Genomic DNA, 13836 nt, shown 5'->3' on the forward strand with positions numbered 1-13836 from the left:
AAGTGAACTCGATCGAAGTAAAAAATCTTACAAAAAGATTTGGAAGTTTCACTTCTGTTGATAACATTTCGTTTAACGTAAGGCAATCGGAAATTTTCGGATTTCTTGGCGCAAACGGAGCCGGTAAATCTACAACAATAAGAATGTTATGCGGAATATTAGAGCCGACCTTAGGCGATGCAATAGTGGGAGGACACAGTGTTGCAAAAAATCCGGACAGAGTAAAACAAAACATCGGATATATGTCGCAAAGATTTTCTCTTTATAACGATTTAGCAGTAGGAGAAAATTTAGATTTTTTCGGCGGTGTTTATGGATTATCCAACGAAAAACTTAAAGAAAGAAAAAAATGGGTTCTAAAAATTGCTAATCTGGAAGGAAAAGAAAATTTATTAACCGGCTCGCTCCCGGGCGGAATTAAACAAAGACTCGCCCTTGGCGCAGCGGTAATTCATCAACCAGGCATAGTGTTTCTAGATGAACCAACAAGCGGTGTAGATCCGATCTCGCGCCGTAATTTTTGGGAATTAATCAACGAACTTTCCTCCGAAGGAACAACAGTATTTGTTACCACACACTATTTAGAAGAAGCTGAGTTCTGCAATAATATTATATTGATAGATGCCGGAAAGCTAATTGCCGAGGGAAATCCAAAACAATTAAAAACAGACTACCTAAAAAACAGTATTTACGAAATAGAGAGCGATAAAGTAATTGAAACTCTCGAACTTCTAGAGAAGCAAAATTTTGTCGTAGAGACGTCAATCTTTGGGAACAATATTCATATAAGTGTAAAAGAAAAATTTAATGATTTAACCAGAATTAATAAAATATGCGAAGAGAACTGCATAACAATTAAGAGAATCAATAAAATTGTGCCAACTCTTGAAGATGTTTTCATTCATCTTTTAGGAAACGAAAAGAAATTATGAATCTAAAAAGAACAAAGGCAATAGCGAAAAAGGAATTCAAGCATTTATTCCGGGATATCAGAATGCTTTTAATTCTTCTTCTCTTTCCCGTCTTTTTACTCGGCGTGTTCGGCTACGCAGTTAACTTTGATGTACACCATATAAAAATAGTTGTGTTTGACGAAGAAAACTCTGAAGTAAGCAGAGAGTTCATAAGTTCTTTAACCAAGTCAACATATTTTGATTTGGTCGGTTACATAAGCAATGATTCCCAAATAAAAGAAATCCTTGATGAAAAAAAAGCGCAATGTATAGTAGTTATTCCAAAAGATTTTTCAAGAAAATTTTACTCGAAACAGGAAGCAAAGATTCAATATTTAATTGACGGGGTTGATGGCAACTCTGCTAATATAATCCAATTCTACTCAATGGCGGCGACACAATCGCTAAACGCAAAACTCACAACAGAAATTTTATCTAGAGCCGGAGTAAAATCTTTTGTGCCGATAGATTTCCGTCCTATCTTTTGGTTTAACCCAGATTTGAAATCAACACGCTTTTTTATTCCCGGCTTGATAGCGATGATTCTAATTATAACCGCAGCAGTCAGCGTTTCGCTTTCATTGGTAAGAGAGAAAGAACGCGGAACAATAGAGCAGATAAATGTCTCGTCAATAAAATCATCGGAGTTATTAATTGGAAAAACGCTCCCGTATGTTTTGTTAGCGCTGGTTAATGCCGCCATGATTCTTATCGCCGGTTATATATTGTTTGATGTTGTTGTTAAGGGAAGTTATCCGCTTTTATTCCTCAGCACATTAATTTTTTTAATTGCCTCGACAAGCATAGGAATTTTAGTCTCGGTTGTTTCCGATTCGCAGCAGATTGCTTTTTCAATCGCCACCATGGTTACAATGCTGCCTTCATTTATATTATCCGGATTTGTCTTTCCGATAGAGAGCATGCCGGTAATTATTCAGGTAATTACCAATATAACACCGGCAAAATTTTTCATAAACGTTTTGAGAGCAATTGTTCTTCGCGGTGTAGGAGTCGTTGCAATTTGGGATCAGCTTCTATATTTAATTCTCTACGCAAGCATTCTATTGGGCGCCGCAATTATCATTTATAATAAAAAAGAGACAAAGAATTAAAGTATACTTTATACTACTATCATGAAGACAATCATTCACATAATTAAAAAAGAATTTCTTCAGTTTAAACGCGACCCTAAAATGTTCGGAATTATTTTAATAGCGCCCATCGTTCAACTAATTCTTTTGGGTTATGCCGCAACGCTGGATCTCAATACAGTTCACACAATATTTTATGATCAAGATAAAACAACAATCAGCAGAAATTTTATTGAAGAATTTAAGAGCTCAGGATTTTTTCAGATAGATCACTATGCCGACAACTATGAAGACGTGCAAACTTATATCGAAAGGGGAAAGAGTCTTGTTGCAATTGTTATTCCTAAAGATTTTGAAAAGAAGATAAATCGAAGAGAGACCACACAACTTCAAGCAATTTTTAACGGCTCGGATGGAAACTCAGCATCAATAGCTACTGGATATATTACAACCATAATAACAACATTTTCAAAGCAAATCGTCAAAGACATTATTGATTTTAGCGGAAGAAAAATTTCCCCTACGGGAACCATTACCGCAGAAGTACGAGTGTGGTATAATCCGGAACTTAAAACGAGAAATTTTATGGTGCCTGCAATTGTTGGTCTGCTGGTTAGTATTGTTACGTTGATACTCACATCTTTAGCTGTTGTAAAAGAAAAAGAGATAGGCACACTTGAGCAATTAATTGTTACGCCAATAAAACCGCTTCAACTAATTATCGGAAAGCTTATTCCTTTTCTTATTCTCGGGTTTGTGTCTGTTGCGATCGTTATAGTAGCAATGAATATTATTTTCAGCATTCATGTTAGAGGTAGCGTTGTGTTTCTTTTCTTCTCGTCATTCTTATATATTCTTTCAACTTTGGGGCTCGGACTTTTCGTATCAACAGTTTCTAAAACACAGCAGCAAGCAATGATGATAGCGATCTTCGCCGTGATGATGCCCATGATCTATCTTTCAGGATTTGCATTCCCTGTAGAAAACATGCCAAAGATAATTCAGTATATCAGTTACCTAATACCGCTAAAATATTTTATAACAATTATTCGCGGGATAATATTAAAGGGAAACGGTTTTGCACAGCATTGGTTTGATGCAACAATGCTTTTGGTAATGGGAATTTTAATTTTATTTTTTAGTGCACTTAGATTTAGAAAAAGATTAGAGTAGAATATTCCACAAAAAATAAGAGGGCGATTATTACCGCCCTCTATGTAATAAACCAATCTCAAAAATTATTTAACCAGCATTAATTTTTTTGAACTGGAAAAATCGTTTGCGGTAATCCGGTAAACATAAACTCCGCTTGCAAAATTAGAAGCGTTCCAATTATACTTATAGCTTCCCGCATCGAGCTCACCATTAACGAGCGTAGAAACAACTCTTCCAAGCGGATCGAAGATCTCTAATTTAACTCTGCTGTGTTGCGGTAAAGAAAATTTTATTGTAGTCTCTGGATTAAACGGATTAGGAAAATTTTGAGACAAATTGTAATCGGCAGGTAATGTATTTTCTTTTTCAACAACGCTTGCACCATCCTGAATTTTTAAGTTATCAAACGCCCAACCCCAACCGACCGCCGCCTCATCTGAATACAAGTGGAATCGAATAAAAATTACATCACCACGGTTGAATTTATTAGTCATATTAATTTTATGGTAAACGTAATTTGAAGAAGTGGGATTGCCTGAAGTATTATATAAATTAGTCCACGAAGGATTATATCTGCAATCATATCCGTCCTCAAACGGGATCCAATTTAATCCGTCCTTGCTTCCTTCAATAGCAACGTAATCCCAAAAATTAGAATCACCGAATTTAGAACCGGGGTCTCCGGGCTCTACTATTGCTATGTCGTCATATTCTATATAAGTAGGATTAGTTAAGTCTGAGATTTTAATTGGCACTAAAAGATTGTAGTAATAATCTGTTAATTCTGAATAAGGATGAGGAGAGTTAACCATTGGAGAAGAGAAGCTTGGAGGAGTAGAGATTGTAAATCCATTACCGACAAAATCGCCATTCTCTACATCGAAGGAGTTTGAGTAAACAACTTGAGTTGCTTTTATATTGTATAGATCAAGACTTCGCAAAGATGATTTATAAGCTCTGCTGGAACGATACGAAATCAACTGAACATTAACTTTACCAACGTTCGTGGTGGAAAATTTGAAAGCCTTTTCTTCAACAGTAGTTGTTGTTAACTTGAAAATTTTTTGTCCGTCAACCATTACCAAAGTTGAATCGTAATCTGACCTCAATTTTGCTGTAATATTGACGGCTTTATCCAAGCCCTGTGAGAGTGAAGTAATAATTGGTGATAAAGTAACAACAGGCGGTTGATAAGCACTCAATTCCGGAAGCGCAACACTAAAAATTCCTCTACCGTGTGTTGCAAGAACTACTTGATCATCAACAATCTTCATATCCCAAATACATACGGAGGGTAAACCATTGTTCGCCGGATGCCAGTTTGCGCCGTTGTCGGTTGATTCAAATAAACCGATCTCAGTACCCGCCCAAATAATATTAGTATTGTATGGCATCACTGCAACACAGTAAGTTGCAACATTAGGAAATCCTGTGCTGCTTGTAGAATTAGTGCCGAAGCCTGTAATATCTTGCCAAGAATTTCCAAGATCTGTAGTTCGTATGATTTTTGGTGCACCAGAAATTGAATATGTAATGAATGCGGTATTCATTTCAGTTGGGTGTGTATCAATTCCTGTAATTGAACCAAGCGCAACTCCCGAGTAAGGACTAACCCCGGAGAAAGTTATTCCGCCATCCGTTGAAAGAAATAATTTACTTGAGGTTGAGTTGGTATAAAAATAACCGGCCCAAACAATTTGTGGATCTGCAATAGAAATAGCAACTGGTGTTGATGTTCCGCTATATGCCCAAGTTGTGTTTCCTGTTATTGTACTTTTTGCCCAAGATCCGCCAAAGTCTTCGGATCTCCAAACTCCTTGTGAACCAGTTGTGAAAATTACATCTGGATCGCTATTGGATTCAGCAATTTTTGAAATAAACGCACCCTTTCCACCACCGACATCATCCAGACCTTTTGTGGCGCTTTCCCACGTTAATCCGCTATTAGTTGTTCTTCTAAAACTATTGTACTGACTGCCTCCAATAATTTTGTCTGGGTCTTTATGATGCCACGCAACATCGAATCCATCTCCGCCAATTACTTTTGTGTATGCGGTTGTTTTAGATGGATTTTGTCCTTTTGGTGAAAGCCAAGTCCCGTTGTCTTGTGTTCCGCCGAGATACTCGTTTGAGCCGGGTTTTTTATCAACGCCATAAAACTGCGTTGTGTTGTAGCCACCGCTAAGAGCTTCCTGCCAATGTAAACCGTTATCAGTTGAAACTGCAACGCCGCCGTCATTTCCATTTAGAATCCAGAACGTTCCCGGCGAAGATGCAAGCGGAACGGGCACAATACTGTGTTGATCAACATGAATGTATGCCGGCTTTGGGGTTTGACTTTGATATTGACTATAACCGTCTGTTACGTGTGAAAAGTTTGCGAGACGAAGAGAACTATCTCCGCATCTGATTCTTAAAATGGAAGAAGGTAATGTACTTGCATTCCATGTTCCCGAAGCTAGTATTGGCCACATTGACCAGATGTTTTTATAAACAATCCCATTTGTTTTTGCAATATTGGGATCGGGAGTGTTTGCGTTGTAATCAATTGCGTTGATGGATAGATATTCTCTTCCAAGATTATTAGCATCATAAGTTATAAGATCAAAGGCACCATCATCTTTCCAGTCCCTGAAAGAAATCATAATTTGTTTGTTATTTGTAATATCCCAGGCTTCAAAAGGGACGGTTACATAATCTCTATATTTATATGAAGCGTCTGTATCTCTAAAAAATCTATGTGCCTTCTGAGATTTGCCGGGACCAAATCTTAACTCTACGGCAACGTAATCGTTATCGGAAAGATTAAACATGCTGGCATAAATGTTACTGTTCGCATCTGCAAAAGGAGCGAAGTTATAAAAATTAATTCCTTTTCCAATCCCGCCGTTTCTATATGGTCCACCCCAATTAACAAACGATAAAAATGTACTTGTGTTCACTTCATCAATTCCAAGAACATCATTAGTAGAACCGGAACCTGTTATTTGTGCTTTCCAAAGATCTATTCCCCCAAAGAAAACAGTCTTCTCGTCGAATGGATTAACGGCAATTGTGTTGTCGTACCATCCCTGTGATTGCAGCCAATTCTGTGTATTACCGTCAGTTGAATTTACTAACAACCACGTTGCAGCTTTATCTTCCGAGACATACAGACCTGAGCCGGCGGTAGTTTGTGCGCTTGCGTAAATATAATTTGGATTTTTACTTGATACGGCAATTTCAATTCTTCCGGTTGTAATAAGTCCGGTGCTGGATTTTGTCCAATTCAATCCGCTATCGATTGATTTATAAACGCCATCATTGTTTACAGCACAATACTGAATTGAAAAATTAGAAGGATCTGCTTTCAAATCTTGAACTCTGCTGGAACTCTTGCTTAGAACTCTTGTCCACGACGCTCCTCCATTGGTTGATCTGTGAACACCTGCCGGATTCGTAGAACTGTTTGGGCCCGGATTTGTGCATGCAAGGACTATATCCGGATTATTTGGGTCAACAATAATTCTGTTAACATTGCGAAAATCGAAATTTGCTGTTGATGTTAGTTGTAACCAATTATTTCCGTGGTCAGTTGATTTGAATATTCCCGCACCGTTAACGGCATCGGCATTAGAAAAACCTTCACCGGTTCCACAATAAAAAATATTTAAGTAAGACGCCCCCCCTTGCGCTAACACCGTAGTAGCAAGGTTTGGAAGATTAGGAGTTTTGTTTATCCACGTTACACCGGCATCCGATGTTTTCCAGATCCCCCCTCCTACAGAACCGGCGAACCATGTTTGGTTTGTAACATCTGCAGGGTCAACAATAATTCCACGCGTTCTTCCGCTAACATTTCCCGGACCGCGTTCAACCCAGTCCAATGCGTTCGTTTTGTATAGTCTGCTTTGTTTCTCTGCTTTAGTCAATTCGTCCATTAAATAATTTGCAGAATATTTTGGAGCGTCCTCTCCATCTCTTGTTCTAATCATTTTCTGGAATTCAGCGAACATTTCGGGCTCGTCATACTTGACTAATCCCTTAAGACGCTTCTTCTTTTCGGAAAGAACTTCCTTCGTCTGTTTTTTGCTCTTTTGTTTCGCACTCTGATTTTCTGTTAACGCTTGGTCGTCGTCTGGAGAAACAATTTTTGTTTGTGTGAAAGCGTCTGCAGAAGAGAGGAACAAAACAAGGAAAGAAATTAGAATTACAAACAGCCAATTTTGTTTAAGCATAACAGCCCTTTTAAATTTTTTAATTGTTCTGTTTTAGTGTTGATGAATTTCTATCGGTCTTAGTTTTAGAAATTACATTATAAATATACCCGTATAGTTTGCCGGCTTCCTCGGTTGAAACGGTTCCGGGCGTAATTGTGACCTCAATCAACTCATCATTTTCCCAATTTGCTAAACCACCGGCAACATTGTCCTCAAAAATAATTTTGCTCTCGCTCAGTCCGTAAATAAAAAAGCGCAGAAAAGGATTGGGGTTTTGGCTTGTGGCCTTTGCTTCTTTTACAACCAGAGCGAATGAGTTGTCGGCGTTGTATGTAGCCTGAAACGAAACTCCAAACTTTTCTACCGATAGTTTTTTAAGGGCAATTTTTTTCTCTGCAAATGTTTTTTCGGATGAAGAGCAGTTAATCATAAAAAGAAGCGCGACGAATAGAGTAAAATATTTTTTAAGCACATGAACTCGACAGTTATGATAAGGAAGAAGTTTGTTGTTCTTCTTTTGGATTCAAAATAAGATTATAGTTATTAAGAGACAAAGGAGATTCAAGACAATTTCTTGCGCGGCGTTTTAGATCTAAGTTGAACGGCTGCTATCAAAGAAGATCGATGAAGAGTATAAAATTTTTATTGGCAAACAAAACCCAGCTTTAAGAAATTGGGCTCAGTTAAACGCTTTAAGCAAAGAGCCGGCAATTTTTTACACATCGAACCAAAAGAAAAAACCCAACAACACGATGCTGTCGGGTTTTTCTTTGGTTAAAGATTTATTTCTCTTTCTTTGCTTTTTCTAATCCGGGAACGTGTAATTGTTCGGAGAGTTTTCCTATGGTGCTAAGATCAATCTTGCCGACGATATTTACAAAAGTTGCTTTTCCGGAATCATCGGAACCCTCCACGCTCTTAAAAGACTTTTCTAAAGAGACGATTGTTAATCCAACAAACTCATCGTTAGCACTTTTTTTAACGTAAATGTTTGTATAATTTCCTTTGTTGTTGGTGCGAATAATGCGGTCCCAATTTTTAGATTGCAGATTATTATCTATTGATTCAATTGCGGCTTCCATATTTGTTAACTCGCTCTTGGGAATTTTAAATTCGTTAACACGAACTAATTTTAATCCACCAAGGGCATCACCCAGTCCCTCTTTCTTGTCTTCTGCAAGACCGGCAACCATTTTCAACAAAGGTTCTTCAAGATAAATCTCTGTAATTGATTCCGCGTTCTTTAACTGTGCAAAATCTTTGTAGTTAAAGTAACCTGGATATTTTGAATAATCTTCTTTTTGTTGAGCAAATGAGCCAACACTTAATACAAAAAAAAGAACGAAAGTAATTCTTAATATTTTCATTTTGTTTCTCCTTCAAATAAGTTGTTTACAATTCCAATTCCATCGTTAATGGGTTTAGCAACGCGCTCACCCATTATTTCATTTTCGAGCGTTGTTTGAGTTTGCTTAAAAAACTTGCCCACAATGGCAAAAGCTTTGCGCGCCTGTTGATCTGCATCGGTTATTTCAGTTTGAGAATAGCGGTAATTGAATTGAGCCGTTTTGTTAACAATAAGTGTTGTAACAATTGCCGTAATTAAAATGATTGTTGTTACAGCCGAGATAATCGGTCGCGAGAAAACCGTAGAATAAAGATCGAATAAAAAAGAGGTTGTGTTTTTATATACGGGGAGACTCTTTCCGATAACGTTTCTAATTAGATCATCTGGATATTCTTCTTCGCGAAGCACGTCAACTTCTTTTGCAGTTTGTTTGTATGAATAGAGCGCTGAGCGTATTTCCGGATTTTGTGCGGCTGCCCGCATAACAATAAATTTATCTATCAATTTTGCGTCACCATATGCAACAGAAATTATTTTATTCACAATCTTTTCGTTTAACTCAAATGATTTCTTGCGGTTCATATTCCTTTAACTCCTCTTGCAATTTTTTTCTAGCTCTTAGAAGATAAACTTTAACTGAATTAATCGGCAGACCCAGCGCTTTGCTAATTTCTTTGTATTTCATTTCTTCGATTTCGTATAGAACAAAGACGCTTCTTAAATTTTCCGGCAATCGTTGAATTGCCTCTTTAACTTTTGACGCGATCATTTTAAAATGTGTTATTAAATATGGATTCTCAGAATTATAATTTTTGCTGTATGTCTCTTCAAAGAATTCATCTATCTCAATCTCCCGGTTTACCGCAACTGTACGTTTTCGTAAATAATCTATACATAAATTGTTGGTTGTCCTTATGATCCAAGTTTTAGCCGCAAGTATGTTGAACTTATCAATGTTTTGCCAAATTCGAATCATGACCTCTTGCGTAACATCATCAGCGTCCATTCTGTTCTTCAGCATATAAAGCGAGTAAGTATAAATTTTATTTTTATACTGCTTAATTAGAAAACGATATCTCTGTTCTGCAAACATTTATGATTTTCTATATTATAGACGAAACAATTAATTCTATTGTTACATTCTTTATTAAGAATTATTTTCAAAGTAAATCTTAAAAAGGAATATTGAAATATCTAATAAAAATACTGAAATTGGCTTAACAGCCTGGATAGACCGAACTATACCAAAAATGGAAGAGATAAGAGATTTTACAAAAGAGTAGTAACAAGTATGAAAAAATTGGACTTTCAACCGGCTAAATCTAAAGAAGAATTCCGGGGCAATTATAAATTACACGATCTTACTGAGCGGACCGGAAAAAATTTACTTATCCAATGGGGAATTATTTTCAAAGATTTTGGCGAAGATAAGCGATATGAAAAATTGTGGGAAAAAGGGGAAGACAAACCAGATATAATAATTGAGCATAATGGGAGAAAAGCATTGCTTGACTGGAAAGGAAAACATTCAAAATCTTTTTTAGTAAATACGCGGGCGATTAAATCTTACGAGCGCTGGCAAAAAAATTTTAATATCCCGGTTATAATTACTTTCTTTTTGTTTGACGACCAAAATAATTTAACGGATAGACGCTTTGCCTTTTTGCCCGGTCACAAATACGTTGAGATTGAGCAAAAACAATGGGACAAGAACAAAACGGTAGAATTCAAAGAAGAATTACCCAAATTCACAAAAGAAAATGTGATTAAATTTTTATATAATCAGTCTAAGCCAGCCCAAAAAGTTAATTGAAGAAGCAGAACGATGAAAGAAGAGCTCAACAAAATAGAAAGTGTTTTTCGTAATTCGACTTCTCCGGATTTTCTCTTTGATGCGTTTCAAGAAGCGATCAAATTAAGAACAACAGATCCGGAAATATTTAAAATACTTCTCGGGAATCCGGCTCTATCAACAGACGAAATTAAAATGTTCGTAGAAAAATTAATTAAAGAATTCCCTCTACATGCGTATGATCTCTCCATTTGGACGGCAAAAATATTTGAACATAAAGACGATTATCCTAATTCTTTAGAAGATGCCGTTCATTATTATAAACGAGCACATGATTATAAACCAAATTCCTTTGAGCCGTTGCTGAGTCTTTTATCTTTGTATAATTATGATCTTGATCTCCCCACCAATAAAGTTCTTTTAGAATTTGTAGAAACGAGGATTTCAGCAGTTCAATTTAAAAGTAAAATTTATTATGCATTGGCAGAACACTATAAAAAAATCGGGGACAAACAATTAGAAATAAAATACTTTGCATTGGCCGAAAGATCGGCGGAATTAGAAAACAATAAAGATCAGTAGTAGTAACCAATTGTAAAATAAAAGAAAGTTGGGCCCCACACGATAACGCTGTTGGATAAAGAGTTTTTGAAATAAAAACTTTTACCGACCGAAAAATCTGCCGGACCAATCGGCGTTTTAATAGATAACGAGGCGCCGATACCATGACGCAAATCCTTTAAACGAATTTGTTCGCCTTCCTCCCAAATCGAGCCCAGATCGTAACGCGCACGCACATATGTATCAAAGAATAATTTTATTGGAAGCTTATATCTGTGTTCCAGCGAAGTTAAAAATACTTGCCGCCCTCGATATTCATAATCACGAAGACCAAAAAATGAATTTTGACCACCCAAAGAAAATTCTTCCGTAAGAGGAAGTGTTTTATCGGCAGAACCGATCATTGCTCTAAAGCCCCATGTGTTTGTTTTGCTATTAAAGCTGAAATAGTTTTTGTAATCGAATAAAAGTTTTGTGTAACTTATATCGCCTCCCAATGCGGCTTGTGCAGTCTCGTAAACTCCTTTTACAAAAAATCCTTCAGTCGGGAAAGGATAATCGTTTTGTGAATCTACCGAAAAAGAGAAACGAAGGCTTGTTATATCTGTCTTGTATATAGGCCCGGAATAATCGGACTTGCTTTTAATCTCATCTCTTTGATAACGTGCTTCAACAAAAATATTTCCAAACCGCCCGACTTGAGTTCCAATTGCGAACGAACCGCCGTAGAACAGCTGTCTATATTCTCCAGTCTTGCTTCTCGAAAAACTGTTATCGTCTGTTAATAGATCATCTGCATAAACGTTTATATCGTTAAATTCGTGAAAGGCACGTACTTTATAAGTTAAGTATGAATCAAAAACTCTGTTGGCTTTTTGTTCTAAACTATAAACACGATTACGGATACCACCAGAAATAGTTGCGCCGATTTCCGTTCCGGTTCCGTTAAAGTTTTCGTCTCGTACATCAAGCAAGAATTGAGTTTGATATTCGTTATCAATCCTCATTCCAAATCTTATTACGCTTGAAATTTTTTCGACAACCTTTATTTTTAATTCATTCTCGTCATCAACCGGAACAACAATTAAATCAATTTGGTCGAACAAATTAGTGCTTCTAAGATTTGTTAAACCTTTTTCGGCAAGATCATACTTAAAATAATCTCCGGTGTTGAGCGGAAACTCGCGTGTAATAATTTCTTTTTTTGTTTTAGTATTTCCTTCAACAATAATTTTAGAAATCAGTCCTTCACTAAGTTTTAGTAAAAGTACCCGTGTGTTCTCATCAAAAGAAACCTTTTCGATTCTCGCGAGAGAATATCCGAAGGACTTAAATTTCCGAATCACTTCTAAAGCGGCAGTTAGAGTTTTACGTGGACTGAAAGGTTTTTCAATTAATGACGCCAAGATTTTGAAAGCCATTTCTTGGTTTAGAGGAGAAGCTCCCGAAATTTCAATTGTTGAGATTATCGGATTGTAGTTTGTTAAGACCGAGAGAATGGACTTGCCGTTCGTCTCTTCAATTTCCATTGAAACATCTTTTAAGATGCCCTCGCTGAAACTATTGCTTAGTTCAAAAAGAAGTTCTTTGTTCGAAACAGAATCTTTTTTTATAAGATTGTTATAGAAACTCTTTTCAAACTCCGTGGGATTATCTTTTAGTGTTAGGTGCGTAAATATTTTTTCCGGAATATCTAATGAGGATTTAAATTTTAGTTCAAACGTTTTTTTTATTTTTTCAATCATCGGCAAAGCAGAATTGTATCCTTGTGCAATAACATCAGAGAGATTTGTAAAATCGGAGTTTTTCCTTTTATCTAATTTTGGTTGAATAACAAAATCAGCTTCTGCAAGTTGCTGATCGTTGAGAATTCTCATCGGGATGCTTACCAGTTGGTCGGCAATCGTCCACGGAAAATTTAATTCTTCTTCGCTGTATAAAGGACTTGAAGCATCAACAGCAACGATTATATCCGCCCCCAGGGCTCTTACTTCTTTTGATGGAATATTAGAAACCAATCCGCCATCAACCAACATTAATGTATCTACTTTCACGGGAGGAAGAAGAAGCGTTACACTTGAACTTGCTCGCATTGCAAGTCCCAAGGGACCCTTATCAATTATAATTTCTTTCCCGGAGATCAAATCGCTGCTTATTGCGCGGTATTTAAATCTTAGATTGTTATAACTCTCCTCTGCTTGAAGGGGTGCGTTGATTGCTGCAAGATTTAAAAAGTTTGCGGCTCGCTGTCCGGAACTGATTGATGTTGGTATAAGAGGTTTTAATCCTTCCATTCGGAATGAAACTATAGCGCGGTCTTCAGTAATTTTCTGATCTACAAAAAGATCATTTCTGCTGGATTGTTGCGTAGAAAAAAAACTTCCCCAATCTGTTTTTTGTAATAACGAATCAAGATCGTTTATAGAATATCCCGCAGAGTAAAGACCGCCAACCACGCTTCCCATGCTTGTTCCAACAATAAATTCTATAGGAATATTTTTTTCTTCAAATGCACGTAAAACACCAAGCTGAGAAATTGAACGCGCCCCACCTCCGCTTAGAGCCAAACCGATCTTAGGAAAATTAACTACAACTTTTTCTGTTAATCCGAACGGCAGATATTTTTCTGTTAAATCTAATTTTAGAGTTGTCTTTGTCTGAGCAGATAGACAAGAAATGAGCAGTAAAGAAATAAAAATTATTATTAATTTTTTATTGAGCATCCGATAGTAATTAT

Annotated in this window: 11 protein-coding genes; 5 read left to right on the forward strand and 6 right to left on the reverse strand. The window is 36.7% G+C overall.

Translation table 11 applies throughout. The features are described from left to right. Positions 1-2: 2 nt before the first annotated feature. The 3 genes from NTZ27_10260 to NTZ27_10270 are packed head-to-tail and all read left to right on the forward strand — an operon-like array spanning position 3 to position 3217. The gene (locus NTZ27_10260) at positions 3-932 is read left to right on the forward strand and encodes an ABC transporter ATP-binding protein (protein MCX6175124.1); all 930 of its coding nucleotides are present in this window, start codon (positions 3-5) and stop codon (positions 930-932) included. Continuing rightward, complete coding sequence (locus NTZ27_10265; protein MCX6175125.1) at positions 929-2065, forward strand: ABC transporter permease; 1137 nt, start codon at positions 929-931, stop codon at positions 2063-2065. Before NTZ27_10260 ends, NTZ27_10265 begins: the two co-directional genes overlap by 4 nt. A gap of 21 nt (positions 2066-2086) precedes the next feature. Further along, a complete protein-coding gene (locus tag NTZ27_10270) occupies positions 2087-3217 on the forward strand; it encodes an ABC transporter permease (GenBank protein ID MCX6175126.1) in 1131 nt (376 codons plus the stop codon). A gap of 65 nt (positions 3218-3282) precedes the next feature. Here NTZ27_10270 and NTZ27_10275 read toward each other — a convergent pair whose 3' ends face one another. The 5 genes from NTZ27_10275 to NTZ27_10295 form a co-directional block, all read right to left on the reverse strand. Then, the gene (locus tag NTZ27_10275) at positions 3283-7416 is read right to left on the reverse strand and encodes a T9SS type A sorting domain-containing protein (GenBank protein ID MCX6175127.1); all 4134 of its coding nucleotides are present in this window, start codon (positions 7414-7416) and stop codon (positions 3283-3285) included. A 19-nt stretch (positions 7417-7435) separates the two neighbouring features. Continuing rightward, positions 7436-7870: a hypothetical protein gene (locus NTZ27_10280; GenBank protein ID MCX6175128.1), complete on the reverse strand. Its 435-nt coding sequence runs from the start codon at positions 7868-7870 to the stop codon at positions 7436-7438. Positions 7871-8180: 310 nt separating this feature from the next. After that, the gene (locus NTZ27_10285; GenBank protein ID MCX6175129.1) at positions 8181-8765 is read right to left on the reverse strand and encodes a DUF4252 domain-containing protein; all 585 of its coding nucleotides are present in this window, start codon (positions 8763-8765) and stop codon (positions 8181-8183) included. Then, positions 8762-9328: a hypothetical protein gene (locus NTZ27_10290; GenBank protein ID MCX6175130.1), complete on the reverse strand. Its 567-nt coding sequence runs from the start codon at positions 9326-9328 to the stop codon at positions 8762-8764. The genes NTZ27_10285 and NTZ27_10290 overlap by 4 nt, the downstream gene beginning before the upstream one ends. Continuing rightward, the gene (locus NTZ27_10295) at positions 9306-9839 is read right to left on the reverse strand and encodes an RNA polymerase sigma factor (GenBank protein ID MCX6175131.1); all 534 of its coding nucleotides are present in this window, start codon (positions 9837-9839) and stop codon (positions 9306-9308) included. Before NTZ27_10295 ends, NTZ27_10290 begins: the two co-directional genes overlap by 23 nt. A gap of 198 nt (positions 9840-10037) precedes the next feature. Here NTZ27_10295 and NTZ27_10300 point away from each other — a divergent pair, with 198 nt between their 5' ends. Together NTZ27_10300 and NTZ27_10305 are read left to right on the forward strand one after the other, a co-directional pair. Beyond that, positions 10038-10559, forward strand: coding sequence for a hypothetical protein (locus NTZ27_10300; protein MCX6175132.1), 522 nt, complete (start codon positions 10038-10040; stop codon positions 10557-10559). Positions 10560-10571: 12 nt separating this feature from the next. Further along, complete coding sequence (locus NTZ27_10305) at positions 10572-11120, forward strand: hypothetical protein (GenBank protein ID MCX6175133.1); 549 nt, start codon at positions 10572-10574, stop codon at positions 11118-11120. Here NTZ27_10305 and NTZ27_10310 read toward each other — a convergent pair. Further along, positions 11114-13822 (reverse strand): BamA/TamA family outer membrane protein, encoded by a 2709-nt coding sequence (locus NTZ27_10310; GenBank protein ID MCX6175134.1) that lies wholly within the window; start codon positions 13820-13822, stop codon positions 11114-11116. The two genes, NTZ27_10305 and NTZ27_10310, sit on opposite strands and share 7 nt — an antisense overlap. Positions 13823-13836 lie beyond the last annotated feature (14 nt).

It is taken from the genome of Ignavibacteriales bacterium, assembly GCA_026390775.1.
Lineage (GTDB): Bacteria > Bacteroidota > Ignavibacteria > Ignavibacteriales > Melioribacteraceae > Fen-1258.